The 25,190-nt window shown below is 71.6% G+C and carries 17 protein-coding genes; 5 read left to right on the top strand and 12 right to left on the bottom strand.

Annotated features, from left to right (window positions below; translation table 11 throughout):
- Positions 1 to 206: 206 nt before the first annotated feature.
- From ABEG18_RS18720 to ABEG18_RS18665, 12 genes are all read right to left on the bottom strand, one after another.
- Positions 207 to 1,301: an ABC transporter substrate-binding protein gene (locus ABEG18_RS18720; RefSeq protein ID WP_406854560.1), complete on the bottom strand. Its 1,095-nt coding sequence runs from the start codon at positions 1,299 to 1,301 to the stop codon at positions 207 to 209.
- A gap of 96 nt (positions 1,302 to 1,397) precedes the next feature.
- Entirely contained in the window at positions 1,398 to 3,878 is a 2,481-nt protein-coding gene (locus ABEG18_RS18715) for an extracellular solute-binding protein (protein WP_406854559.1), read from the bottom strand.
- A complete protein-coding gene (locus ABEG18_RS18710; RefSeq protein ID WP_406854558.1) occupies positions 3,853 to 4,524 on the bottom strand; it encodes a response regulator in 672 nt (223 codons plus the stop codon). The genes ABEG18_RS18715 and ABEG18_RS18710 overlap by 26 nt, the downstream gene beginning before the upstream one ends.
- A 62-nt stretch (positions 4,525 to 4,586) precedes the next feature.
- Positions 4,587 to 6,227 carry an alpha,alpha-trehalase TreF gene (gene treF / locus ABEG18_RS18705; RefSeq protein ID WP_406854557.1) on the bottom strand — a complete coding sequence of 547 codons (1,641 nt, stop codon included), beginning with the start codon at positions 6,225 to 6,227 and terminating at the stop codon, positions 4,587 to 4,589.
- A 416-nt stretch (positions 6,228 to 6,643) separates the two neighbouring features.
- On the bottom strand, positions 6,644 to 8,191 hold the full coding sequence (locus tag ABEG18_RS18700; RefSeq protein WP_406854556.1) for an acetolactate synthase large subunit: 1,548 nt from the start codon (positions 8,189 to 8,191) through the stop codon (positions 6,644 to 6,646).
- A 232-nt stretch (positions 8,192 to 8,423) separates the two neighbouring features.
- Positions 8,424 to 9,869 carry an NAD-dependent succinate-semialdehyde dehydrogenase gene (locus ABEG18_RS18695; protein ID WP_406854555.1) on the bottom strand — a complete coding sequence of 482 codons (1,446 nt, stop codon included), beginning with the start codon at positions 9,867 to 9,869 and terminating at the stop codon, positions 8,424 to 8,426.
- Between the two features lie 89 nt (positions 9,870 to 9,958).
- The gene (locus ABEG18_RS18690) at positions 9,959 to 10,288 is read right to left on the bottom strand and encodes a type II toxin-antitoxin system PemK/MazF family toxin (protein ID WP_406854554.1); all 330 of its coding nucleotides are present in this window, start codon (positions 10,286 to 10,288) and stop codon (positions 9,959 to 9,961) included.
- The gene (locus ABEG18_RS18685; protein WP_406854553.1) at positions 10,288 to 10,509 is read right to left on the bottom strand and encodes an antitoxin MazE family protein; all 222 of its coding nucleotides are present in this window, start codon (positions 10,507 to 10,509) and stop codon (positions 10,288 to 10,290) included. The genes ABEG18_RS18690 and ABEG18_RS18685 overlap by 1 nt, the downstream gene beginning before the upstream one ends.
- A gap of 57 nt (positions 10,510 to 10,566) precedes the next feature.
- A complete protein-coding gene (locus ABEG18_RS18680; RefSeq protein ID WP_406854552.1) occupies positions 10,567 to 14,853 on the bottom strand; it encodes a translocation/assembly module TamB domain-containing protein in 4,287 nt (1,428 codons plus the stop codon).
- Positions 14,853 to 16,802, bottom strand: coding sequence for an autotransporter assembly complex protein TamA (locus ABEG18_RS18675; protein ID WP_406854551.1), 1,950 nt, complete (start codon positions 16,800 to 16,802; stop codon positions 14,853 to 14,855). Before ABEG18_RS18675 ends, ABEG18_RS18680 begins: the two co-directional genes overlap by 1 nt.
- Positions 16,803 to 16,955: 153 nt before the next feature.
- Positions 16,956 to 18,830, bottom strand: a complete 1,875-nt coding sequence (locus ABEG18_RS18670) for a TRAP transporter large permease subunit (RefSeq protein WP_406854550.1) — start codon at positions 18,828 to 18,830, stop codon at positions 16,956 to 16,958.
- 132 nt (positions 18,831 to 18,962) lie between these two features.
- A complete protein-coding gene (locus ABEG18_RS18665; RefSeq protein WP_406854549.1) occupies positions 18,963 to 19,979 on the bottom strand; it encodes a TRAP transporter substrate-binding protein in 1,017 nt (338 codons plus the stop codon).
- Between the two features lie 192 nt (positions 19,980 to 20,171).
- On the opposite strand from ABEG18_RS18665, the gene ABEG18_RS18660 reads away from it, so the two are divergent.
- The 5 genes from ABEG18_RS18660 to ABEG18_RS18640 all read left to right on the top strand — a co-directional run bounded on the left by ABEG18_RS18660 (position 20,172) and on the right by ABEG18_RS18640 (position 25,152).
- Positions 20,172 to 21,803 carry an acyl-CoA synthetase gene (locus ABEG18_RS18660; RefSeq protein WP_406854548.1) on the top strand — a complete coding sequence of 544 codons (1,632 nt, stop codon included), beginning with the start codon at positions 20,172 to 20,174 and terminating at the stop codon, positions 21,801 to 21,803.
- Positions 21,800 to 22,681 (top strand): PCC domain-containing protein, encoded by an 882-nt coding sequence (locus ABEG18_RS18655; protein ID WP_406854547.1) that lies wholly within the window; start codon positions 21,800 to 21,802, stop codon positions 22,679 to 22,681. Before ABEG18_RS18660 ends, ABEG18_RS18655 begins: the two co-directional genes overlap by 4 nt.
- A 116-nt stretch (positions 22,682 to 22,797) precedes the next feature.
- Positions 22,798 to 23,433 (top strand): hypothetical protein, encoded by a 636-nt coding sequence (locus ABEG18_RS18650; RefSeq protein ID WP_406854546.1) that lies wholly within the window; start codon positions 22,798 to 22,800, stop codon positions 23,431 to 23,433.
- A gap of 209 nt (positions 23,434 to 23,642) precedes the next feature.
- The gene (locus ABEG18_RS18645) at positions 23,643 to 24,617 is read left to right on the top strand and encodes a DUF2865 domain-containing protein (RefSeq protein ID WP_406854545.1); all 975 of its coding nucleotides are present in this window, start codon (positions 23,643 to 23,645) and stop codon (positions 24,615 to 24,617) included.
- A 145-nt stretch (positions 24,618 to 24,762) separates the two neighbouring features.
- Positions 24,763 to 25,152: a hypothetical protein gene (locus ABEG18_RS18640; protein WP_406854544.1), complete on the top strand. Its 390-nt coding sequence runs from the start codon at positions 24,763 to 24,765 to the stop codon at positions 25,150 to 25,152.
- Positions 25,153 to 25,190 lie beyond the last annotated feature (38 nt).

Below are 25,190 nucleotides of genomic sequence, written 5' to 3'. Positions count from 1 at the left end.
TGCTCCCGGCGCGGCCGCAGGGGTCGAAAGTGCTGCGGTGTAAAGCGAGGCGGCCGTCATCCCCGGCCGGAGCGGCGAAGCCGCGGAGGAGAAGGGGATCCAGGGGCGGCGTGACGCCCGGTCGCCTGGATCCCCTTCCCGGGCTGCTGCGCAGCCCGCCGGGGATGACGGAGCTTCTTCCCGATGGGCTGTTTCAGTAAAGCGCCTCAGTTGCCCTTGAGGGCCGCCTGCCACTGCTTCAGGAACTTGAGGCGCTTCACGGTGTCGAGGTTCGACGCCAGGTCGGCGTTGATCTGGATCGGCCGGATGGCGTTCCCGACCTGCTCCTTGACCTTGGCGACCGTCGCCTCGCCCTGCACGTCGTCGCGCAGCGAGTAGAGCTCGGCCTGGTTGGCGATGATCGTCTGGCCGCGCTTCGACAGCATGTAGTCGAGGAACAGCTTTCCGGCGTTCGGGTTCTTGGCCTTGCTGGACAGGAACGCCACGCGCGAGGCGATCAGCGTGTAGTCCTTGGGCAGGACGATGCCGATATTCGCGTCCTTCTTGGAGCGCGACAGGGCGTAGGAGCCGAACACGCCATAGCCGATGAGGTGCTCGCCCGAGGTGACGCGCTCCAGCATGGCGCCGGCGGAGGTGTAGAGCTTGATCTCGGTCTTGCCGAAGGCCTTGAACAGGTCCCAGGCCTGCTTGAAGGCGAGGTCGTCCTGCGTGAAGAACAGGTAGCCGACGCCCGAGCGCTCGGGATCATAGGCGGTGACCTTGCCCTTGTAGGCGTCGGGCTTGGCGGTGAGGAGCTTCAGCAGGTCCTCGTGGCTCTTCGGCACGTCCTCGGCCGGGACGAGGCGCTTGTTGTAGATGATGGCGACGGGCTCGTAGGTGACCCCGTAGGCGCTGTCCTTGTAGTTGGCCCAGGACGGGATGGCTGCGGCCTCGGGGGTCTTGTAGGCGGCGCCGTAGCCGTCATTGACGAGCTTGATCTGCAGGTCCTGCGCGGAGGACCACGTCACGTCCGCGGTGCCCTGGCCGGCGGCGGCCTCGGCGATGAAGCGGTTGTAGAGTTCGGTGGAGTTGAGGTCGTTGTATTCGACCTTGAGGCCATAGAGCGCCTCGAAGTCCTTCACCAGGAAGTTGGCGGCGGCGGCGTCGGTGGTGCCGTACACCACGACCTTGCCTTCCTTCTTGGCGGCCTCGATCGTGGCGGCGTAGTCGGCCGGGTATCCCTGCGGGACCTGCGCGGCGGCGACGCCGGCGGTGAGCGCGAGGGCCAGGCCCGATGCGAGCGGAAGGGCGAGCTTCGTCATCTCTTGTCTCCTTGAGCTTCCTGTCCGGGATCGTTGTCCCGTTGACGGGTTCTTAACGCGCGAACCTGTCGCGAACCTGTCGGCGCGCGTGAGGGCTCAGTTGGGCGAGACGATCTGCAGCCAGGACTGCAGGAAGCGGGCGCGGCGCTGCTGGTCCAGGAAGGCCAGGAGCCAGGGGCCGATCGTGATCGGCTGGAGCGGGCCCTTGGCCTCGCGGGCGATCTCGGCCGCGGTCCCCGGGCCTTCGCCCAGGATGGCGCCGAGCCCGGCCTTGCCGGCGACCACCGCCTGGCCGCGCGGCGACAGCACATGGTCGACGAAGGCGCGCGCCAAGTCGGGGCTCGGGGCCGAGCGGGGGATCAGCATCACGCGGCTGAGCACGAGGGTGTAGTCGCTGGGCATGGCGACGGAGATCCGCGCGCCGGCGGCGCGGCGCGCGAAGGCGTAGGATCCGAGCACGTTGTAGGCCAGCGCCAGTTCGCCGCGCTCGACCTTGTCGATCATCTCGCCGCTGCAGCAGACGAGCTGCGCGCCCGCCCCGCCCATGGCGCTGGCGAGCCGCCAGAACACCGACGAGACCTGCGCGTCCTGCGCGGCCAGCAAGTGGCCGACGCCGCTGCGCACGATGTCGTAGGTGGCGACCTTGCCGCGGAAGCGGTCGGCGTCGCGGTCCAGGAGCTGGGCCAGGGCGGAGCGGGACCGGGGCGGCTCGGGCACGAGGTCCGGATTGGCGACGATCACGGCGGGCTCGAAGGTGAAGCCGAAGACCTCGTTGCGCCACCGCGCCCAGGGCGGCAGAGCTCGGGTGAAGGCGGAGTCGTGCGCCAGGGCCAGCCCGTCATTGGCGAGCTTCACCTGCAGGTCGATGGCCGAGCTGATCAGCAGGTCGGGGGGCGGCTGGATGGAGCCGGCGAGGAAGCGGTCCTGCAGGTCGCTGGTGTCGAGATCCACATAGGCGACCGCGACGTCGGGCCGGGCCTCCTGGAAGTCGCGGATCACCGGCGCGAACTGCGCCCTGTCGGTGGCGCCGGCGATGACGAGGGTGCGGCCCGAGGGCGCGGCGGCCTCGAAGCGGGTGACGACCGGATCGGCCGCCCGCGCCGGACCGGGCGTCGCCAGCGCGGCCAGCGCGAGCGCGCCGGCGGCGGCGAGGAGGCTCGCCAGCAGCGCCGGGCGGTGGGGCGCGGGCTCGGCGGCGAGGTCGACGCTGGCGACGAGCCCGCCGCCGGGACGGTCCGCCAGCGTCAGCGCGCCGCCATGGCCGCGCGCGACGGAGTCCACGATGGAGAGGCCGAGGCCCGATCCGGTGCCGTCGCGGGCGGCGCGGCCGCGGCGGAAGCGCTGCAGGACGGCCTGCTTCTCGTCGTCCGGGATGCCCGGCCCGCGGTCCTGCACGGTCAGGGCTACGCGGTCCGGCCGGCTTTGCTCCAGGGTGACGTCGATGGGGCCCTCGGGGGCGTGCAGGAGGGCGTTCTCGACGAGGTTCTTCAGCATCTCGCGCAGCGCCACACGGTCGCCGGCCACCAGCGCCTGGGCGGCCGCGGGGTCCATCCGGGTCCGGATGCGGGCCATGGCGGCGGGGTCGAGGCTCTTCAGCGCGTCCTCGACGACGCCGGCCACGGGCACGGGCGCGTTCTCCCGGCTCTCCAGGCGGTGGATGATGGTGGCGTCCATCAGGATCTGGCCGACGAGTTGGCTAGCCTGCACCGCGTTGGCGTGGATGCGGCCGAGGCGGTCGCGCAGGCGCGCCGGGTCGGTCTCGTCGAGGGCGATCTCGGCCTGGGCGCGCAGCGAGGCCAGCGGCGTCCTCACCTGGTGGGCGGCGTCGGCCAGCAGCGAGCTGAGGCGGCCGAAGACGTTGCCGAGGCGGGCCATGAAGTCGTTGAGGGCGGTGACGAGCTCGTCGACCTCGTGCGGGGCCGGGGCGCGCAGCGGCTGCAGGTCGTTGGGCGCGCGGGCGCGGAGCTCCTTCTCGATGGCCCGCAGGGGCCGCAGCGCGCGGCGCACGCCGAGATGGACGAGCAGCAGCGCCACGCCGGCCAGCGCCAGCAGCGGCCAGACGGCGCGGCGCGTCAGCTCGGCGCTGAGCAGGGCCCGGGCGTCGCGGGTCTCGCCGACCCGGACCGTGACCCAGCCGGCATGGTCGGCGAGCGAGATCAGGCGCCCCACGGTGACGACGCGGATCTCGTCGCCCCGGAAGCTGAGGTTCTGGAACACCGGGTCGGCGGCGCGGGCCGGCGCCAGGCCCTCGCCGAGGTCCGAGTAGCCGGTGACGGGCTTTCCCTCCGGATCGAGCACCTCGTAGAAGATGCGGTCCTCGGCCGCGAAGCCCAGCATGGCGAGCGCCGCGAAGGGCACCTCCACGGCGACGCGGCCTTCCTCGACCTGGACCGCGCCGGCGATCGACAGGGCCGAGGCGGCCAGCAGCCGGTCGAACGCCGCGTCGGCGGCCTGGCGCGAATAGATCGCACTGATCGCCACCAGGGCCACGGTGGCGGCGGCGAGCGCCACGCCGGCGGCGACCAGCAGGCGCCGGCCGAGCGAGAAGCCGCTAGGCGTCGTGGGTGCGAGCCGCATAGCCGGCGCCCCTCACGGTCACGATCGACAGGGGCGCGCCATGCAGCTTGCGGCGCAGGCGCGAGACATAGAGCTCCAGCGCGTTCTCGGAGACCTCGTCGTCGAGGCTGAAGAGCTGGTCCATGAGGCGCTGCTTGGGGATGACCTGGCCGAGGCGGCTCGCCAGGATCTCCAGGAGACGAAACTCGCGCCGGCTGAGGTCCAGCGGCGCGGCGCCGAGGCGGGCGAGGCCCGCCGCATGGTCGATCACGAGGTCGCCGATCGCGACCGCGCTGGAGAGAGCGCCGGCGGGACGCCGCAGCAGCGCGCGCAGCCGCGCCTCCAGCTCGCGCAGGTCGAAGGGCTTGACCATGTAGTCGTCGGCGCCGAGGTCGAGGATGCCGATCTTGTCGTCGATCTCAGAGCGCGCCGTCATCACCAGCACCGGCGAGGCGATGCGGGCGGCGCGCAGGCCCGCCAGCACGGAGAAGCCGTCGCGGCCGGGCAGGTTGATGTCGAGCAGGATGGCGTCGAAGGCCTCGGCGGCGGCCATCTCGGCGGCGGCGTCGCCGTCGCGCACCCATTCCACCGCGTGCCCCGAAAGCCGCAGCTTGGACGAGATGGCGTCGCCCAGATCCTCGGAATCCTCGACCAGAAGTATGCGCACGCGCCCGGGGCTCCCTCGGCCCCAGCTTTAGCACCGGCTCGGGCGCGCGCGAAGTCCGGACCCTAGAGCGCCGCGCGCGCGACGGCGCGGTCCGGCGTCCCGTTGGCGACCGCCACGCCGGGGCGGAACACCTGCGCCATCTCGGGGTAGCGGGCCATCAGCTCGCGCGTCACCCCGTTCGTCCAGCCAAAGCCGTCCTGGTTGGGATATTCGCCGCCGCCCGCCGCGAGGTCCTCGGTGAGGACGTCGTATTTCTCCATCAGCTTGCCGGTGGCCTCGTAGACGGTGCAGACCTTGGCGATCCAGCGGCGCGCGATCTCGTCGGCGAGGCCGTGCTCGTCATAATCGGACAGGCCGGACACCGCGATCCACTGCAGGGGCGCCCAGCCATTGGGCGCGTCCCACTGCTCGCCCGACCGGGCGGACGTGGTCACGAGGCCGCCGCGGCCCAGGAGCCCGGCCCGCACGGCCGCCGCCACGGCCCGGGCCCGGCTGCTGGTCGCGATCCCGCAAAAGAGCGGGAACAGGGTCGCGGCGCTGACCACGCCGGTGAGCGCGCCCTCGTCCCAGAGGAGGTCGCCATAGACGCCGCGGCCCGCGTCCCAGAGATGGGCCTGGATGGCGTCGCGCCGGCGCAGGGCGGCCTGCTTGAGGGCGCTCGCCTCCTCGGGCCGGCCGTCCCACCCATAGGCTTCGCCGAGCGTCACCTCCAGCTGCAGCATCAGGCAGTTGAGGTCGACCGGCGCGATCCGGGTGGTGCGGATGGAGGAGAGCGGCTCGCCCGGGACGAGCCAGCGGCTGGAGAAATCCCAGCCGCTCTCGGCGGCGGCGCGCAGGTCGCGCCAAACATCCGTCGGTTCGCGGCCGGGCGCGGCGGCGGCGGTCTCGACGTCCTCGCGCCAGCTCTCGTCGCGCGGCGTCGCCCGGTCGTCGAAATAGCGGTTCAGCAACGCGCCGTCGGCGAGGCGGACGACGCGCCGGTGGGCGGCGCCCGGCGCGATCTCCTGGGCCCCGTCCATCCAGAAGGCGTATTCGCGCTCCAGCGCCGGCAGGTAGCGCCGGTGGACGGCGGCGTGGTCGCCCAGCCCCGCCACCATGGCCACCATGAGGGCGAAGAAGGGCGGCTGCGACCGCGTCAGGTAGTAGCTGCGGTTGCCGTTGGGCATGTGGCCGTAGCGCTCGATCAGGTCGGACACGTTCTCCACCATGCCGCGGGCGAGGTCGACGCGGCCGCTGCGCACCAGGCCCAGCATGGTGAAATAGGTGTCCCAGTAGTAGATCTCGCCGAAGCGACCGCCAGGCACCACATAGGGCCGGGCCAGCGCCAGCAGGGACGACCCGGCGGGCGGCGTCTCGGCGTGACGCTCCAGCATCGGCCAGAGCGCGTCGATATGGTCGGGCACGTCGCGCCCGGCCAGCGTCATGAAGCCGGTCTCAGTGGCGATCGGCAAGGCGAAATGGGCCGCCACGAACACCGCGAGGTCGAAGCCGGGAGCGTCCTTCTCGGCCTCCCAGGCCCTCAGGATCTTGGCCGCCGGCAGGCGCGGCGCGGCGTCCGCGAAGGTCTTGGAATCCGGGAACAGCCCGGCGCTCTGCACCGCGTCGAAGAGGTCGCGGAACAGACGGGAGGGGGGAAGCTCCTCGCAGACGCCAAAGGGAGAAAGGAGCGCCGGCGACAGCCGGGCGAGCGCTTCTGAGGCCATTCGAAACCGTCCAGCCCGCAGGCCGCCGCCGAGGCGGGCTGCGGCCCGCCGGTGTGTCCGGGACCGGATGGCTCCGAACCCTCGAGCATGACGCGCGGATTCGCCGCTTTCATCAATCGCGACGTGGCTTTCGACGGGTCGCCGACTCGCGAATGTGTCCCGGCTGTGACAGGAAAACCGCAACGTGCGAGCTGGGACTTTACAATTTGCTCGAATCCTTGCTGAATATTCGGGCAAGCGTTCCAGGCGGCCGGCCTGATCACCCGCGCCACCGAAGGTCAAGGCCAGACGTTCGCCGATAAGAGGGGCTCACAACAACAAGCAGCGCCCCGAATAGCCCACTTGGGGGACAACGCCTTCATCACGCCCGGCCGAGCCGGGCGTATTGCTTTGGGCCGCCGGCTGCGCGCCGGGGGTCAGATCACCGCCTCGATCAGGAACGGCCCCTTGCGGCCGAGCGCGGCGCGGAAGAGCCTTTCGAACTCCTCCATGGTCTCGGCCCGGCCGCCCTCGACGCCCATGCCCTTGGCCATCGTGACCCAGTCGAGGAAGGGCTCGTCGAGGTTCAGCATGCGGGCGGCGTTGCGGCCGAACTGGTTGACGCCGACATTGCGCATCTCGCCATGCAGGATCGCGTAGGAGCGGTTGGCGAACACCACCGTGACGACGTCCAGGTTCTCGCGCGCCTGGGTCCAGAGGCCCTGCACGGTGTACATGCCGCTGCCGTCGGCCTGCAGGCCAATGACCTTGCGGTCCGGGCAGGCCACCGCCGCGCCCGTCGCCATCGGAATGCCGACGCCGATCGCGCCGCCGGTGAGCTGTAGGTAAGTGTGCGGGGCGGAGTTCTCCGAGAGCTTGAAGAACTTTCGGCCGGAGCTCACCGCCTCGTCGCACACGATGGCGCCTTCGGGCAGGAGCTTGGCCACCGCGTAGCCGACCGAGTCGGCCGTGAGCGCGCCCTGCGGCAGGGCGTCCGCGAGGCCGCCCGGCTGGACGAGGCGCGGCGCCTCCTTGGCGCCGACCTCGTCGGCGATCCAGGCGAGCGCATGGACGAGATCCTCGCCGGGCCGGGCCAGCGTCTGCACCTCGCAATCGTCGCGGATCAGGCGGCCGGGCTTGCCCGGATAGGCGAAGAACGCGACCGGGACCTGCGTGCCCAGCATCAGCAGCACGTCGATGTCGGCGAGGTGCTCGACGCCCTGGTCGACCGGGTAGGGCACCTTGTCGACCGGGACGCGGCCGACGCCGTGCTCGATGCGGTTGATGCTTTGCGGGGTGAGCAGGCGCAGGCCCGTCTTGGCCGCGATGCGTCCCGCGATCGTCAACCCCTCGGTGCGCAGCGCCTTGCCGGTCATCAGCATGGCGACGCGCTTGCCGGAGCGCAGGGCCGCGACGGCGTCCCGGATGGCGTCGGCGCTCACATGCGGCAAGGCGGGGAGCGTTGTGCGCGCCACCGGCGCGGGCGCGAGGTCGCCCCAGGCGGCGTCGCCCGGCAGGGTCATGATGGCGACGCCCGGCAGCGTCATGGCGGCCACGTAGGCCTGCGCGGTGACGGGCGCGATGTCCTCGGGCGTCTTCGTCTCCGCGTACCAGTGGCACATGGGCTTGGCCAGGCTGGCGATGTCGCTGGTGAGCGGCGCGTCGTGCTGGAGATGGTAGGTGGCGTGGTCGCCCACCACGTTCAGCATCGGCGTGCGGGCGCGCCGGGCGTTGTGCAGGTTGGCGAGGCCGTTGGCGAGGCCAGGGCCGAGATGCAGCAACGTGGCGGCGGGCTTGTCGGCCATGCGGCCATAGCCGTCGGCCGCGCCCGTCACCACGCCTTCAAAGAGGCCCAGCACGCAGCGCATCTTGGGCTTACGGTCCAGCGCCGCCACGAAATGCATCTCGGACGTGCCCGGATTGGCGAAGCACACGTCGATGTCGTTGGCGAGCAGCACATCGCACAGCCGGTCGGCGCCGTTCATGAGAATCTCGTGGGGTTGGGAGGATGGTTCGGAGCGGATGAGGTCGGCGCGCGTCGCCGCCGGTACGATTAAAGCTGAATGACGGCCGCGGCGGAACCCTCTCCCGCGCAGCGGGGGAGGGCAGGGAGGGGGCGGTCGGGCGCCGCCTGGCGGAACGGAGTTCGGCCCGGGCGCCCCCTCTGTCGGCTGCGCCGACATCTCCCCCGCTGCGCGGGAGAGAGTTGCGCGCCGGCTAGAGCCCGATGCAGCCGTACTTGATGTTCAAGTAGTCATCGAGGCCGTATTTGGAGCCCTCGCGGCCGACGCCGGATTCCTTGACGCCGCCGAAGGGCGCGACCTCGGTGGTGATCACGCCGGCGTTGATGCCGACCTGGCCGTATTGCAGCCCCTCCATCACCCGGAAGGCGCGGCCGAGGTCGCGGGTGTACGCGTAGGCGGCCAGGCCGAACTCGGTGTCGTTGGCCATGGCGACCGCCTGCTCCTCCGTGTCGAAGCGGAACAGAGGCGCGAGGGGGCCGAAGGTCTCCTCCTTGGCGACCTTCATGCCGGGCGTCACGTCGGCCACGATGGTGGGCTCGAAGAAGGAGTGGCCCAGCGCGTGGCGCTTGCCGCCCGTCACCACGCGGCCGCCCTTGGCGAGCACGTCGGCGATGTGCTCCTCCACCTTCTCGACGGCCTTCTCGTCGATCAGCGGGCCCTGGGTGACGCCGGGCTCCAGGCCGTTGCCGACCTTGAGGTCGCGCACCGCCTTGGCGAATTTCTCCGCGAAGGCGTCATAGACGCCGGCCTGCACGTAGAAGCGGTTGGCGCACACGCAGGTCTGGCCGGAGTTGCGGTATTTGGAGCCGATCGCGCCCTCCACGGCGGCGTCGAGGTCGGCGTCGTCGAAGATCAGGAACGGCGCGTTGCCGCCCAGCTCCATGGAGATGCGCTTCATGGTGCCGGAGGCCTGTTTCATCAGGAGCTTGCCGATCTCGGTGGAGCCCGTGAAGGTCACTTTCTTGACGGTGGGGTTCGACGTCATCTCGCCGCCGATCTGGGCGGCCGAGCCGGTGAGGATGTTGATCACGCCCGGCGGGATGCCGGCTTCCTCGGCCAGCAGGCCCCACGCGATGGCCGAGTAGGGCGTCTGGGTGGCCGGCTTGGTGACCACAGTGCAGCCGGCCGCCAGCGCGGCGCCCAGCTTGCGCGACAGCATGCTGGACGGGAAGTTCCAGGGCGTGATGGCGGCCACCACGCCCACCGGCTCCTTGGTGACCAGGATGCGGCGGTTGGCCCAGGGCGACGGGATCGTGTCGCCATAGACGCGCCGCGCCTCCTCGGCGAACCACAGCACATAGGCGGCGCTGATGCCGACCTCGCCGCGCGCCTCGGCCAGCGACTTGCCCTGCTCGGTGGTGAGGAGAACGGCGAGCTCCTCCTTGTTCTTCTCCAGCGCGGCCGCGAGCTTGCGCAGCTTGTCGGCGCGCTCGGCCGCCGTGGTGGCGCGCCAGCCCTCGAAGGCTTTCTGGGCCGCCGCGATGGCGCGCTTCGTCTCGGCCGCGCCGCAGTTCGGGATCGTGCCGATCACCTCGCCGGTGGCCGGATTGGTGACCTCGATGGTCCCGGCCGAATCCGCGTCGACCCACTCGCCCCCGATGAGGTTCTTTTCGCGCTGGAAGGGAAGGAGCTTGGCCATGGGAGGTCTCCGAAGGTTCGTGGTTGGCGGCATCCTCAAGGGCCCGCCGGGATCGTTGCACCCGAAATGGCGCGGCCCAGAGTGCGTGACTATGAGGCGAGTCCGAGGAAGATAAACAGTCCCCGGTTCACCGCCGTCATCTCGGGCGGCGCGAGGCTGCCGATACGGGCGCCGAGCTTCGACTTCGGCACGGTGGTGACTTTGTCGATCATGATGCTGGAGGGCGCCCGCAATCCGTTGCCGGCCCCGGGCTGGATCGGCAATCTCATCAACGAGGCGTCGGTCATTTCGGTCGTCAAGGGACAGACCGTCAATGAAGCCGTCGCGTCAAAGTCGTCAGCCTGCACAACCAAGACCGGACGGGGTTTGCCGGCATAGTCGGGGCCCCCGGAAACCGTCCAAAGGTCGCCCCGGCGCATCAGGCCTTGAACTCGGAGACGGCGTCGACGAAATCCTGGTCGTCCCGAGCATGGGCGCTTGTCGCGACCAGCGCGGATTGGCGGTGCGCCTCGGCCTTGAACTCCGCCGACCTCACATCGGGCATCCACACCTGTACAAGCCGCAGGCCTTCCGCCTTCTGACGTTCGCGGAAAGACTTCACGCGTTGGCGGTTTCCCTCGCGCTTGGCGGTCGTGGCCATCCTGCATCTCCTGGCGTGACATGTAACGTAAGCCGGTCCGCCGAACTTGCAAGGCCCTCAATACTCGATCTCATACGCCGCGCCGGCCGAGGCGCCGCCGTCGGCGCCGACCTGGCCGCGCAGCTTGATGTTCTTGGTGACGTCGACGTCGACGCCGACGCCCGTGTCGGCGGCGGTCGCTCCGGCGCGGACGCCGATGCGGACGCGGCGGTTGATGTAGCGGGTCACCCCGACGGCCGGCCCGCCCGTCGCCCCGGCGGTGATGTCGAGGCTGTCGGCGCCGAGAGACTTGCGCAGGCTGCCCAGGAGGTCCGGCCCGCCGCCGCCGGACAGCTGCGCGATGGTCTGCGCGAGCTGAAGCGCCTGCACGCCGGTGAGGCCGCCGGCCGCCCGGTTGAACAGGATGCGTGACAGGATCTCGTCCTGCGGCAGGCCCGGCGTGGACGTGATGGCGAAGTCGGGCTGCGACGCCAGGCCCGTGACGGCGATCTGAGCCGTCACGTCGGCGGCCTGGGTCTGGGCCAGGAAGTCGAGCTGGGGCGTGAGGTCGCCCGCGAAGGTCAGGCGCCCGCGCACGAGGTCGATGCGCTGCCCGGCGAGGTCGAAGCGGCCGTTGCGCAGGTTGAAGGCGCCGATCGCGACCGGGTCCTTGCTGGTGCCGGTCAGGCGCAGCGCCCCGCCGAGCTCGGCCTCCAGCCCGCGCCCGCGCACGAAGATGCGGTTGTTGGCGGTGAGGTTGAGATCGAACGCCGCCACGAAGGGCGGGCCGGCGCGCTTCGTCCCGGCGCGCCGCGCGGCGGCCAGGCGGGCGCGGGCGGCCGGGCCGGGGGCGACGTGCCGCGTGCCCGGCAATGGCTGGGCGACGCCGGACAGGTTCTCGGGGATGGAGACGTCCATCGTGATGACGTCGACCGTGCCGGAGATGCGCGGCGTGCGGGCGACGGGGCCGCTCAGCGCGAGCGCCAGGTTGGCGGTGGCCGACACCGTGTCGTTGGAGACCAGCTCGGCGCGGGTTCCGGTGATCCTGACGTCTGCCGGGAAACCGGCCGCGGGATCGATGCGCACCCGGCCGGAGGCGGACAGCGTCCCGCCATTGCGGGTGGCCGCCGTGAGCCGCTCGATGGCGATGTCCTCGCCGCGCGCGGCGAAGCGCCCCTCGATGGCCTGCAGGCGGACGCCGGCGATCGGATCGTCGAAGGTCGCGCCCGTGAGGGCGGCCGTCCCGGCGATGCGGGGCGCGGCCGGCGGCCCCTCCACGCGCAAATCGAGATTCAGCCGGCCGGTGACGCGCTGGCCCCCGGCGGCCAGCATGCCGTTGACGAGCGAGGCGTCGAGCGGACCGCGGACCGTCAGGGCGAGCCCGCCCTGCGGCGAAAGCGGGACTGCGCCGCCGACCTGCACCACCGCGCCTTTGCCGGCCGACACCGTGGCGGCCACCGTGGCGCGGTCGCCCTCCAGCCGGCCATCGGCCTTCACGTCGATGGGCGGAACCCCGGCCGAGCGGCTCGCGGCGTTTCCGGCCTTCGAGACGGAGAGGCGGTAGGGCCCGGTCGGCGCAGCCGCGGTTCCGCCGAGTTCGGCGTGGGCGTCGAGCACGCCCTGCAGGCCAAGGCCCGGGGACGCGATGTCGGCGATGGAGAGCGGCACCGCGACGGCGTCGGCCGTCAGGGCCAGTCGCGCCCCGGCGCGGCCGGCGATGCGGATGCGGCCCCGGCCGGCCTCGATGGCGAGGCCGGGGATCGTCACGTCGCCGTCCTGGACCGTCATCGTGCTCGGTCCGGCCAGCGCCAGGGTCTGGCCGTTGCGGCGCAGGCTGGCCTTCGTCAGGTCGACCCGGATGGGCGGTCCGGCCAGGAGGCGGCCTTCGACGGCCACCGCCGCGTCGCCGGCGGCCGAGAGCGTGAAGGCGCTGGCCTGCTGGGTCCCGCGGCTGGCGAGCTTGACGGCGTTGAGCTTGACGCCACCCAGCACCGCGTCGTCGGCGGTCGCGGTTCCGTCCACGACGGGCGCTGCGTAGAGGTCGGTCGCGGTCAGCCTGGCGTCGAGACGACGCAGCGTCTGGCCGGCGACCGAGATCCGGTCGCCCTGGGCCGAGACGGCGGCGTCCTGCCGGCCGTTCGCGGACGTCAGGTCGATGGACGCGTCGAGCTTGCCGGCGAGCGGCGTCAGCGCCAGGGCCGAGAGGTCGCCGAGGTCGCCCGCCGCGAGCGCGATGCGGCCGACGGCGAGGTCCTTCTCGTCCAGCGTCACGCCGCCGGAGAGGTGGACCGACCCGATCCGGACGTCCATGTCGTCGAGCTTGCGGACGGCTCCCAGCGTGGCGAAATGCAGCCGCCCGGCTGCCGGCTTGCGGTCGACCTCGCCGTCGAGGCGCAGGCGGGCGTCGAGTTCGCCCGTGAGGTTGGTCGCCGCGATGTCGACGACGAGGCGCGGGATCGCCTTGCCGAGCGCACGCGCGTCGCGCAGCGCCACGGTGGCGTTCAGGTCCGGCCGCTCGAGGGAGCCGGTGAGCCTGGCGTCGAACTCGGCGGAGCCGGAGATGCGCTCGTCGACGCGCTTCAGGTCGGGGGCGGAGACATGCGCGGCCAGGTTGGCGGCCTCCGTCGTGGCGTCGCCGTCGAGGCGGCTGCGGATATTGGGCCCCTCGATGCGCAGGTCGGAGAAGCCAAGGCCCCCCGGAAGGCGCCGGGCGAGCCCCTTGATGGAGACCGCGCCGGCCATCAGCCGGTCGAAGGGCGGCACGCCGATGCGGGCGTCCGCGAGGCGGCCGTCCAGCGCGGCGTCGATGCGGTAGCGCCGGGGGTCTCCGGTCACCTTGGCGTTCAGGTCGGCTGAACCGCCGAGCTCGCGCCCGACCAGCCTGGAAAAGGCGGCGAGGCGCGCGATCCGGACCGCGGCGGCCCCGTCGATGCGGCGCGAGCCGACGATCCCCGTCCAGGACGCCTGGAGGGTGGGCGTGGTCAGGCGGGCCTCGCCCAGATCGGCGACGAAGGAGGCGTCCACCCGGCCCTTGGCGACGAGGTCGATGCGGTCGCCCAGCGCGCGGGCCTCGCCGGCGTCGGCCGGGGCCACCCCGGCCGCATGCAGGTCCACGGCGACGGCGGAGCGGGCGTCGGCCGCTCCGGGGGCCGCGGGGTCGACGCCGAGCGAGCCGGCGATCGAGGCGACCTTGCCCCAGGGCGTCGCGATCTCGCGGCCGTCGAGGCGGGCCTGCACGACGGCGGCGGTGGCGGGCCCCTTGGCGGTGGCGTCGAGGACGAGGCGGCCGATCTCGACCTCGCCGGCGCGGGTCTTGGCGCCGTCGGTCGGCAGGGAGCGGATGGCGAGCCTGAGGTCCAGGTTCTGCTGCGGATCGACCGCGCCGCCCACCGTGAGCCGCGCGGCCCGGGCGGTGACGTCGAGCTGGCGGAAGGCGACGCTTCCGTCGTCGCCCACCAGCACGTCGCCGTTCAGATCGGTCGATCCGGCGAAGACCGGCGCGACGACGGGCGGCAGGAGAGCCTCGATGCGAGCGCCCAGCGCCAGCGCCACGCGCCGGCCCGCGCCCTCGCGGGTGACGGTGGCGCGGCCCTCGGCGCCGAGCTGAGGGCCCGAGACGAAGTTCAGCGACGCCTGGAAGCCGTCCAGCGGGCCGCGGCCCTGCACCTTCAGGTCGATCGGGGGCTGGCCCGGCAGGTTGATGACGCCGGCGACAAGGCCGCCGGACGGTTCGGTGAAGTCGAGGTTGAGATCGAGTTGCGCGCTCTGCGGCACGTAGTTGACCGCCGCGGCGAAGCGTCCCTGGGCGTCGAGCCGGTTCGCCTGCAGGTGCAGGGAGAGGCCCTCCGCGGGAGCGCCCAGCAGGGCGTCGCCCTGGACGGCGATGCGGGCGGCCTGGCCGAGCACCTTCTCGCCGAGCGCAAGCTCCTTCATGGCGAACTGCTTGACGATCAGCTTCACCGGCAGGGCCGGCAATGCGGGCGCCTCGGCGGCTTGCGCGGCGTCCGCCTCGGCGGCGACCGGGCGGCGCGCCACGGTGAGGCGGTCGATCTCGAGCGCGTCGATCTCGAGCCGCCGCGCCAGCAGCGCCGTCCTGCGCCAGGAGATCCTGGCCCGGTCCAGCGTGATCCAGACGCCCTCGCGGTCGGAGATCTGGACGTCGCGGATCACCGCGTCGGAGGAGAGCGCGCCTTCCACCGCGCCCACCCGGACGCGGTTCTCCGGCGTGGACAGCGCCCAGGACAGCAGGCTGGCGAGCGAGTTCTGCTCGCTCTGGGCCCGCGCAGGGCCGTCGCCGGCCAGATAGGCGCCCGCCAGGGCGGCGAGGCCGAGCAGTCCGAGCAGGATGGCGCGCGCGGCTCTCATCAGAAGGATTGCCCGATGCTGATATAAAGGGAGACGGGCTTGTCCCCCTTCTGCTTGTTGAGCGGGGTGGCGACGTCCAGCCGGATCGGCCCGATCGAGGTGTAGTAGCGAAGGCCGAGACCGGCGGCGACGCGCAGCGGCTGGTTGAGACGCGGATAGCGTTCCGCATAGGCCTGCCCGGCGTCGACGAAGGGCACGACCCCGATCGTGTCAGTCACCTTGATGCGGGCCTCGACGGAGCCTTCCACCAGGCTCTGGCCGCCGATCGGGAAGCGCCCGATCTGCGGGCTGAGGCTCTGGTAGCGGTAGCCGCGGACCGAGCCGCCGCCGCCGGCGTAGAAGCGGTAGTTGGAGGGGATGTCCTGCAACTCCGCGCCAAGGATGGAGCCGAGGCCGAGGCGCGCGGCCAGGATGTAGCGGGCGTCCTCGTCCAGCGCGTAATAGGCCGACGCGTTGGCCTTGGCGATGGTCATGCCGACGGTGGAGCCCAGGAAGGTGGGGTAGGGCGTCACCGAGGCGGTGAAGCGGACGCCGCGGCTGGGGTCGAGCGGCTTGTCGGTGGAGTCGTAGGTGAACGAAACCGGGACGCCGACGAGCGTGTAGTCGATGTTGCCGAGCGCGTCGCTGGTGCGGCCACGCTCGGCCCGGACGCCGATCTGGGCGGAGCTGGTGTCAGAGAAGCGATGGCGCAGGTCGACCTCGCCGCCGGCGCGGCGGTCCGTATAGGCGTAGCCCTTCTCGCGGGCGGCCAACGCCGACACGAGCAGGTCGTTGCGCGTGCCCCACAGGCCGGGCTTCAGGAAGGTGAAGCCGAAACGGCCGCCGATGTCGGAGGAGACCAGCCGCTTCTCGTCGCGGTTGCGGGCCGGCTCGCCCAGCGCCCGGCCGGCGTAAAAGGTGCTGCCCTCGATGCGCAGCACCTCGCCGCCGCCGAACAGGTTGCGATGCGTCCAGTAGGAGCGCACCTCCGGGCCGTCCGCGGTGGAGTAGAGGGCGGATACGCCCAGCGCGTGCTGCTTGCGCTCCGTCAGCTCGACGAAGATCGGCAGGTTTCCGTTCGCGTCGAGCCTCTCGGCCTCGCGGATGCGCACGGAGCCCAGCGCCTCGATGCGGCCGACCGACTTGCGGATTCCATTGATGGCGGTGACCGAATAGGGATCGCCCGGCTCGGTGTAGATGAAGGACCGCACCACCGCGTGGTCGACGCCCTCGGCGCCCGACAGCGTGATCGCCCCGAAGTCGGCCGTCGGCCCGGGCCGGACCCGCAGGGTGACGTCCATCGCCTGCTCGGGATGGATCACGACCGGGGTGCGCGAGACGACCTTGGCGAAGGGGTGCGACTTCTCGCGGAAATGATCCACGATCCGGGCCTCGGCGGCGATCTCGTCGGCCGAGCGGGCGGGATCGCCGGGCTGCAGCTTGACGACGCGCTGCGGCAGCTCCTCGGGCGAGAAGGGCAGGCCTGAGGCGTCGTCGAGCACGACGACGCGGCGGAAGCGATATTGCGGGCCGGCCTGGGCCACGATGCGGACGGGCACGAGCGCGCGGCCCCGATAGGCCTCGGCGGCGCGGGCGGCCGCCTCGGGGCGCAGGGCGCCCAGGGCCAGCGGCGCGCCGGCGACCTCGATCACGACGGAGGCGGAGTAGTAGCCCATGCCCCAGAGCGCGTCGGTGATGCGGGGCAGGTCGGCCTCGGCGATCCGCACGAGCTGGTCGGCCGCGCCGGGCGCCTCGGTCTTGAGGCGGGCCAGGTTGGAGGCGTCCTCCACGGCCTGGCGCACGTCCCTGGGCGCGCCCGGGGCTTCGATGGTCAGGTCATACGGGTAGGTGGTGGGGCTGGGGGCCGGCGGCTTGGCGCCAAGGCCGAACAGGCCGAGGATGTCGAGCGCCTGCGCATCGCCGCCCGGAAGGACCGACAGCCCCGCCAGGACGCATACGCACGCCGCCACTCTCCTTGCCGCCAAACGAACGCTCCCTCTGGGGAGCGAACGCTGGATCAAGACGATTGTTCCGGCTCCCTTCGGGCGCACGTTAACGGAAGCAATCCTGGATTGCATCCCGAGGCGGCGTTTCGCCGCCCGTGTACGAAACGGACTCCAGCCTCAAAGGAAGCCGATGGAGATCCACGGCACGGCGGCGACGACGACGAGGCCGACCAGCAGCGCCAGCAGGTAGCCCCAGATCGGGCCCATGCCCTCGTCGGGGCTCACCCGGCCGATCGCGCAGGCGGCGTAGTAGCCGACGCCGAAGGGCGGGGCGAAGAGGCCGATGCCCATCGAGAGGATGACCACCATGGCGTAGTGGACCTCGTGCACCCCGAGCTGCCGGGCGATCGGAAAGAGCAGTGGCCCGAACAGCACGATGGCCGGGATGCCCTCCAGCACGCTGCCGAGCACGACGAAGGCCACGATCGAGATGGCGATGAAGGTGGCGCCGCCGCCCGGGGCCTTGGCCATCAGGGCGGCGAGGTCGCGCGAGAAGCCGGACTGGGTCAGCGCCCAGGCCATGGCGGTCGCGGCGCCGATGATGAACAGGATCGCCCCCGACAGGGCCGCCGTCTCGATCAGCATCGGCTTGAGGCGCGCCCAGTCGAACTGGCGATAGACGAGCAGGCCCACCACCAGCGAATAGACGATGCCGATGGTGGAGACCTCGGTCGCGGTGGCGACGCCTTCCACCACCGCGGCGCGGATGATGAAGGGCAGCGCCAGCGCCGGCAGCGCGATCAGGAAGGTGCGCCCGATCTCGGCCCGGCTGGCCTTGACCACATGCGAGAGATCCTCGTTGCGGTAGCGGAAGCGCACGACCACGCACAGGGTGATGGCCAGGATCACGCCGGGCAGCAGCCCGCCCGTGAACAGCGCCGCGATGGAGACGCCCGTTACGGACCCGATGGTGATCAGCACGAGGCTTGGCGGAATCGTCTCGGTCTGGGCCCCGGTGGCCGACAGCAGCGCCACGAGGTCGCCCGGCTTGGCGCCGCGACGCTTCATCTCGGGAAAGAGCACGGGCGCGACCGCCGCCATGTCGGCCGCCTTGGCGCCCGAGATGCCGGAGACCAGGTACATGGCGCCGACCAGCACATAGGAGAGCCCGCCGCGCACATGCCCGAGCAGGCTGGCCAGGAACTGCACCATGGCCTTGGCCATGCCGGTCATCTCGATGAGCAGGCCGAGGAACACGAAGAGCGGCACCGAGAGCAGGATGAGGTGGGACATGCCCTCGTCCATGCGCCCGATCACGACCAGCATGGGCACGCTCGTGGTGGTGGCGAGGTAGCCGAAGCTCGCCAGCCCGAACGCGAAGGCGATGGGCACGCCCGACAGCACCGTCGCGGCGACGACGCCGATGAAGAAGATGATGAGGTTCAGGTTGCCCAGCGGCTTCAGGGCGGGCCCCGCATACCAGAACATGGCCGACAGCGCCGCCACCAGGACGAGGGCCGCCAGCGTGACGCCCAGATCCGCGACCCGGGCGAGGCGCAGCAGGGCCAGCACGATCATCAGGCTGGCGCCGACGCACAGCGCCGCGGCGCGCCACACGTTCTGGATCTCCAGCGCGGGCGTGACGATGTAGCTTTCCTCATAGGCGTAGTCATAGGCCGGGTAGACGATCATCAGCAGGAAGGCCAGCGCGGCGCACACCGCCACGGCGTCCAGGAACGCCCGCGCCCTCGGCCCCACCATGCCGACCAGCGCCGTCATGCGCATGTGCTCGCCGCGCCGGAAGGCCACGACGGCGCCCAGCATGGCGAGCCACAGGAATAGGATCGAGGCGAGTTCGTCCGACCAGATCAGCGGCTTGTGGAGGACGTAGCGCGCCACGATGCCGGCGAAGAGCACGACGATCTCGGCGACCACCAGCAGGGCCGCCGGGATCTCCACCAGCCATCCGATGGCGGCCTCCGTCCGGGCGGCCAGGCCACGCCAGCCGGCCACTCCCGCAACGGCAGGCTCACTTGCATGCAAACTCGCCATGATCCTCGAAGCCCGGTCGAATCCGTCCCCACATGAGCCTGGGGCATGCCACAAAGCCCCTCATCCTTCGGGACGCCATGCTGCGCATGGTTCCTCAGGATGAGGGGGCGTCGAGCGCACTTCCTATGACGCTCAGGAGAGCTTGCCGACGGCCTTCTCGAGAAGGGCCCAGGCCTCGTCGCCATATTTGCCCTTCCACTCGGAATAGAAGCCGGCCGAGCGCAGCTTCTCGCGGAAGGGGGCCGGGTCGGGCTGGTTGAAGGCGAGGCCCTTGCCCTCCAGGTCGCCCTTGAGGCCGGCGTTCAGCTTGGCGACGTCGGCGCGCTCGGAGATCGCGGCGGCGTTCCACTCGCGCGCCACGACGGCGCGGTCGGCCTCGGGCAGCTTCTCCCAGGCGCGGCGGTTGGCCAGCATGTGGAAGCCGTCCCACATGTGATTGGTGAGCGAGCAGAACTTCTGCACCTCGTAGAGCTTGGCGGTCGAGATGATCGCCAGTGGGTTCTCCTGGCCGTCGACCACCTTGGTCTGCAGGGCCGAGTACACCTCGCTGAAATTGATCGAGGTGGGGGCGGAATCGAACGCCTTGTACATCGAGGTCCAGAGCGGGCTCACCGGCACGCGGATCTTGAAGTTCTTCAGGTCGTCGGGCGTGACGATCGGCTTCGACGACGAGGTCGTCTGGCGAAAGCCGTTGTCCCAGATCTTGTCCATGACGACGAGGCCGGCCTTGCCGATCTGGCCGCGGACGTAATTGCCGAGGTCCCCGTCCATGGCCTTCCAGACCGTGTCGTAGTCCGGGAAGGCGAAGCCGATGCCGTTGATCGAGGCGGCGGGGACGAGCGTGGACAGGATCAGGCCCGACAGGGTGAAGAACTCGACGCCGCCGGAGCGCACCTGGCTCAGCATGTCGGTGTCGGAGCCGAGCTGGTTGTTCGGGAAGATCTGGATCTCGACCCGGCCATTGGTGCCGGACTTGACCTTTTCGGCCGCCTCCTGGGCGCGCGCGTTCAGCGGATGCGTGGCCGGCAGGTTGTTGGCGAACTTGTAGGTGAACTCGGCGGCGGACGCGCGTCCGATGATGCCGAATGAGCCGGCCGCGAAGGCGGCGCCGGTGGTTGCGAGAAGATCGCGGCGGGTCAAACGTGCCATCGTGGGCTATCTCCCAGCGGGTGATCCGCCGCGCCGCCCGGACGCAAGGACTGCGTCTCGTGCAGAGGCGTTCCGTTTCACCCCCGTGTTGCTTTTTTTCGTCATCCGGTGGTCCACTCGGACCCGGCGAAGGACGGCTCAATCTAAGCAGAATGCCCGTCCGGTCAATGTGGAACACGGGAGGAGGGGCCAATGTCCCGGGAAAACGAGCATTATCGCGGCGGAACGGCCCGCGTCTCCAACCGGGTCATGAACCTCGCCCACATCCTCAGCCAGGCCGCCCGGCGCTTTCCGGACCGCGATGGATTCGTGTGGGGCGAGCGGGCGTGGACGTGGTCGCAGCTGGAGGAGCGGACGCATGGGCTCGCCGCCGCCCTGCAGGCGCGCGGCGTCGGCAAGGGCGACCGCGTCCTCGTGCACGCGAAGAACTGCAACGAGATGTTTGAATCCATGTTCGCGGCCTTCCGGCTCGGCGCCGTGTGGGTCCCGACCAATTTCCGCCTCGTGCCGGACGAGGTCGCCTATCTGGCCAGCGCGTCGGGGGCCAAGGCGTTCCTCTGCCAGGCCGAGTTTCCCGCCCATGCGGCGGCCGTGAAGGCGGCGGCCCCCGATCTCGCCGTCCTGGCGAGCTTCGGCGAGGCGCCCTTCGCGCAGGTCAGCGTCGCGGCGCTCATCGAGGAGCATCGAGGCGAGACGGTGCGGGCCGCGGACGTCACCTACGACGATCCGTGCTGGTTCTTCTTCACGTCGGGCACCACCGGGCGGCCCAAGGCGGCGGTGCTGACCCATGGCCAGATGGCGTTCGTCATCACCAACCACCTGGCGGACCTGACGCCCGGCGTCACCGAGCAGGACGCCTCGCTGGTGGTGGCGCCGCTGTCGCACGGCGCCGGCGTGCACCAGCTGGTGCAGACCGCCCGGGCGGTGAAGACCGTGCTGCCGCCGGGCGATCGGTTCGACGCTGAGGAGGCCTGGCGGCTCATCGCCCAGCATCGCGTCGCCAACATGTTCACCGTGCCGACCATCCTGAAGATGCTGGTCGAGCACCCGGCCGTCGACCGCCACGACCATTCCTCGCTGCGGCACGTCATCTACGCCGGCGCGCCAATGTATCGCGAGGACCAGAAATATGCGCTGCGCAAGCTCGGGCCGGTGATCGTGCAGTATTTCGGGCTGGGCGAAGTGACGGGCGCCATCACCGTGCTGCCGGCGGCGCTGCACGAGGCCGAGGATGGGCCGGACCTCAAGCTCGGCACCTGCGGTTTCGAGCGCACCGGCATGCAGGTGCAGATCCAGGACGACGCCGGCCGCGAGGTCGAGCCCGGCGCCACGGGCGAGATCTGCGTGTGCGGGCCGGCGGTGTTCGCGGGCTATTACGACAACCCGGAGGCGAACGCCAAGGCGTTCCGCGACGGCTGGTTCCGCACCGGCGATCTCGGCTTCATGGACCACGAGGGCTTCGCCTACATCACGGGCCGGCAGTCCGACATGTACATCTCGGGCGGCTCGAACATCTATCCGCGCGAAGTGGAGGAGAAGATCCTGACGCATCCGGCGATCGCCGAAGTGGCCGTGCTCGGCGTGCCGGACCGCACCTGGGGCGAGATCGGCGTCGCGGTCTGCGTGCTGCGCCCCGGCATGACGCTCGACGAGGGCGCGCTCGTCGCCTGGATGGGAGACAAGGTGTCCCGCTACAAGCTGCCCCGGCGGGTGTTCTTCTGGGACGCGCTGCCGAAGTCGGGCTACGGCAAGATCACCAAGAAGATGGTGCGCGAGGAGCTGGAGAGCCGGGGCCTCCTGGCGTCCGACGGAGCCGCGACGTGAGAGGGCGGGTAACGGCGCTGCGGCATCCGGGGCCGGCCCATCCCGACCGGATCGCCAGCCTCGCCGGCCGCAGCCTCTCCGCGTCGGGCGCGCTCGCGGCCGGGCTGACCATCAACGAGGCGATCGCCGGCTTCATGGCCGGAGCCGGGATCCGGGGCGGCGCGGCCGCGCTGGAGGGCGGCGCCTTCGCGCCCTTCCGCTACCTCATGCCGGCGCTCTCCACCGACGGCGTGCACGCGGCCTGGTACAGCGCGCCGCATGAGCCCGTGGGCGTCACCCGGCTGGAGCGCGCCGGCGCCACCTTCGGGCTGCGGGACGGAGCGCCCTTCGTGCATGTTCATGGCGTCTGGCGGGAAAGCGACGGCCGGCGCACGGGCGGGCACCTGCTGCCGCATGACTGCGTCATCGCCGAGCCGATCGGGATCGCCGCCTGGGGCCTGACCGAACACGGGATCGCGGCGGTCGAGGACCCCGAGACGGCGTTCAAGATCTTCCATCCGGCCCCGCTCGCCGGGGCGGCCGACGCTCCGGCCTCCGGTCCCCGCACGGCGCTGGCGCGCGTCCGGCCGAACGAAGACTTCTGCGGCGCGATGACGGAGCTGGCCCGGCGCCATGGCTTTGCGGCGGCGGAGTTGCATGGCTGCGTGGGAAGCCTGATCCAGCCTCTCTTCGCCGACGGCGCGCGGGTCGCAGACATCGCCACGGAGGTCTTCGTCCAGCGCGGGCGCGTGGCGCGGGACGAGGCGGGAGACTGGCGCGCCGAGATCGACGTGACGCTCGTCGACACGCAAGGCCGCATCCATGCGGGGCGGCTCGTCCCGGGAGAATGCCCGGTCTGCATCACCTTCGAGGTGCTGATGGCGGAGGCGCCGCAGTAGGCCGGACGGCCAAGATCGTGGTAAACTCTTTCTGAACGCGGCGGGCGCGCCCGCCAGGAACAGGGTCGGATCATCCGGCGTTGTTCGATGGGGCCGAGCCGCGCACGGAGGACGCCATGGCGCTTTCGATTCAACGATGGTTCTCATTGAGAAGCCTGCTGGTCGCCGGAGCGGCCGCTGCGCTGCTGGGCGGCGGGCCGGCGCCGACGGCGTCAGCCGCGCCCATCCCGGTCGTCAACGCCGGCGCGCTCGCGGGCGAGGGCGTCCTGCAGGACGTCGCGTACCGGGCGCGGCATCACCGGGTGGTCCGGCGCCACGTCCATGTGCGCCACTACGCGCGGCGCCATTACGGTCACGCGCGATATGCGCATCGCCACTACTACTACGACAGGGCCGGCGCCCGGGCGGCGCTCGGCGCCTTCGGCCTCGTCGCGGGCGCGATCGCGGCCGGCGCGGCGCAGGACCGCTACTACGATTCCTACTCCTATGGCGGATACCCGGCCTACGGCTATGGCTATGGCTATGGCTACGGCTATCCGGCCGGCGGCTATTACTATAGCGGCCCGGCCTTTTACGGCTATGGCGGCCCGCGCTGGCATGGCGCCCGCTGGGGCTATGCGGGACGCCACTGGGGCGGCGCGCGCTACGCGGGCGGCGGATGGGGCGGCCGGCACTGGGGCGGCGGCGGCCGCTGGGCCGGCGGAGGCCATTGGGGCGGCGCAGGCCATTGGGGCGGGCGTCGCTGGCGCTGACAAGCGCCTTGGCCCCGGCCTGAACGAGGGTCGAGGGAGGCCCGCGTTCAGGCCTCCTCAACCATGACGGCGACGGCGCGGGTTCCTGCCTCCGCGCGGCATTTTTCCACGGAACTTCGGCCCTCCACGTCGGTTTGATCGCCATGGGATCGACACCGTGCAGACACAATCGGGCCGTCGCAGCGCTCCTGGCGCTGGTGGCGGGCGTCATGGCCTCGACAGGGGCGCTGGCCCAGTCGGCGTCATGCCGGCAACTCAAGGCCGAGTATCGCAGCCTCGGCGACGGGGGCGGCGCCTCGGCGCGCCAGGAATATGCGCAGCTCGCCGCGGTCTATCGCGACATGGGCTGCAATGGCGGAGGGTTCCTGTTCTTCGGGCCGCCGCCCGCCTGCCAGGGCGTCGCGGCCCGGCTGCGCTCGCTGCAGTCGGCCGCGGTCTCGGGCGGCGGCGCCGACGTCCAGGCGCGCAAGGCGCAGCTGCGCGGCGCCATCGCGGCGGCCTGTTCGGACCGGGAGCATGTCGAGAAGGCGTCGGCCTCGGGCGGTTACTCGCCCCGCGGCGGGCGCAAGCTGGTTTGCGTGCGCACCTGCGACGGCTTCTTCTTCCCGCTCTCGGCCAAGCCCGAGGACGGCGACGTGGAAGACATGTGCCAGTCGCTCTGCCCGGGAGCCGAGACGGCCGTGTTCCGCATGCCGGACGGCGGCGCGATCCAGGAGGCGGTCTCGACCCACGGCCAGGCCTATACGGCCCTGCCGAACGCCCTCAAATATCGCACATCCGTCGACAAGAGCTGCGCCTGCAAGGGCGACGGCCAGAGCTGGGCGCAGGCCCTCGCCAAGGCCGAGAGCATGATCGCGCGGCGCAGCTCCGACATCGTGGTGGACGCCGCCATCGCGGCCCGGATGGCCCAGGCGTCGGCGACCGGATCGGCGAAGTCCGCCGCGCTCAAAGGGGCCAAGCGCAAGCCCCCGGCCGGCGAGCCGGGCGACAACGACATCATCGTCAGGCCCGCCGGGGCGACCGCCGCCGCCTCCGCCGAGCCGGCGTCGGCGGGTCCGGGACCCGCGGCCGTGAGGGTCATCGCGCCCGGAAGCGTCACCCCGCTGGAGCTGTCGCAGTCCTCGCTGAACCCGGCCTCCGACATCGAGACGGGCGCGGTCACCAAGGCGTCGGCGGGGCAGTGACGCTCCTGCGCGGCCGGCTCCACAGCCGGCTGCGGGCGTACGTCTCTGGACTGTCCGGGGTCGGCGTGGATCGCTTGGCGCCGGCCTCCGGTTAGCGTTCGCGGGGCGGGTCGCCGCCTCCCTGCGGCAGCGCTGCGAGGCTTCGATGAACGTCCTGCGCCCAGGCCCCTCCACCCTCTCGTCCGCGGCGCGCCGCTCGATCGGCCTGGCCCTCGTCGCCTGCGGGGTCTGCGCCGCCGCCGTCGGCGGCGCGCTGGCCCAGGGCCAGGACAGCAGCACGTCCACCCAGGCGCCGCACGCCAACGCGCATCCGCCGCCGCTGCTATCGACCGATTCGGTCACCTCCGTTCCGTCCGGCAAGCCTTTGCCCGGGTCCGAGTTTCCCGCCGCCATGAGGCCGAGGCCCGCGTCGAGCCTGGCGCCGGCGGGGCCCGTCGCGATCCCCACCGTCCAGCTCGCCTGCGACGCCATCCAGGACGACGCCGCGCGGGCGCGATGCGGCGCGCTGAAGGAGCCGAAGGCGCCGCCCCGCTAGGCGCGCCGCCGACGTTTGCGCGCCGCCGCCCTGCGGCC

Origin of the sequence: Alsobacter sp. KACC 23698, assembly GCF_045348435.1 — a bacterium.
GTDB lineage: Bacteria > Pseudomonadota > Alphaproteobacteria > Rhizobiales > Beijerinckiaceae > Alsobacter.
Note: the sequence above shows the minus strand (reverse complement) of the source record. Positions and strands in the feature narration are given on the sequence as shown.

Excerpts from the sequence above, each read along its gene's own strand:
- ABEG18_RS18720 (WP_406854560.1), bottom strand. The coding sequence starts at position 1,301 with ATGACGAAGCTCGCCCTTCCGCTCGCATCGGGCCTGGCCCTCGCGCTC.
- ABEG18_RS18715 (WP_406854559.1), bottom strand. The coding sequence starts at position 3,878 with ATGCGGCTCGCACCCACGACGCCTAGCGGCTTCTCGCTCGGCCGGCGC.
- treF (WP_406854557.1), bottom strand. The coding sequence starts at position 6,227 with ATGGCCTCAGAAGCGCTCGCCCGGCTGTCGCCGGCGCTCCTTTCTCCC.
- ABEG18_RS18700 (WP_406854556.1), bottom strand. The coding sequence starts at position 8,191 with ATGAACGGCGCCGACCGGCTGTGCGATGTGCTGCTCGCCAACGACATC.
- ABEG18_RS18695 (WP_406854555.1), bottom strand. The coding sequence starts at position 9,869 with ATGGCCAAGCTCCTTCCCTTCCAGCGCGAAAAGAACCTCATCGGGGGC.
- ABEG18_RS18690 (WP_406854554.1), bottom strand. The coding sequence starts at position 10,288 with ATGCGCCGGGGCGACCTTTGGACGGTTTCCGGGGGCCCCGACTATGCC.
- ABEG18_RS18685 (WP_406854553.1), bottom strand. The coding sequence starts at position 10,509 with ATGGCCACGACCGCCAAGCGCGAGGGAAACCGCCAACGCGTGAAGTCT.
- ABEG18_RS18680 (WP_406854552.1), bottom strand. The coding sequence starts at position 14,853 with ATGAGAGCCGCGCGCGCCATCCTGCTCGGACTGCTCGGCCTCGCCGCC.
- ABEG18_RS18670 (WP_406854550.1), bottom strand. The coding sequence starts at position 18,830 with ATGGCGAGTTTGCATGCAAGTGAGCCTGCCGTTGCGGGAGTGGCCGGC.
- ABEG18_RS18665 (WP_406854549.1), bottom strand. The coding sequence starts at position 19,979 with ATGGCACGTTTGACCCGCCGCGATCTTCTCGCAACCACCGGCGCCGCC.
- ABEG18_RS18660 (WP_406854548.1), top strand. The coding sequence starts at position 20,172 with ATGTCCCGGGAAAACGAGCATTATCGCGGCGGAACGGCCCGCGTCTCC.
- ABEG18_RS18650 (WP_406854546.1), top strand. The coding sequence starts at position 22,798 with ATGGCGCTTTCGATTCAACGATGGTTCTCATTGAGAAGCCTGCTGGTC.
- ABEG18_RS18645 (WP_406854545.1), top strand. The coding sequence starts at position 23,643 with ATGGCCTCGACAGGGGCGCTGGCCCAGTCGGCGTCATGCCGGCAACTC.
- ABEG18_RS18640 (WP_406854544.1), top strand. The coding sequence starts at position 24,763 with ATGAACGTCCTGCGCCCAGGCCCCTCCACCCTCTCGTCCGCGGCGCGC.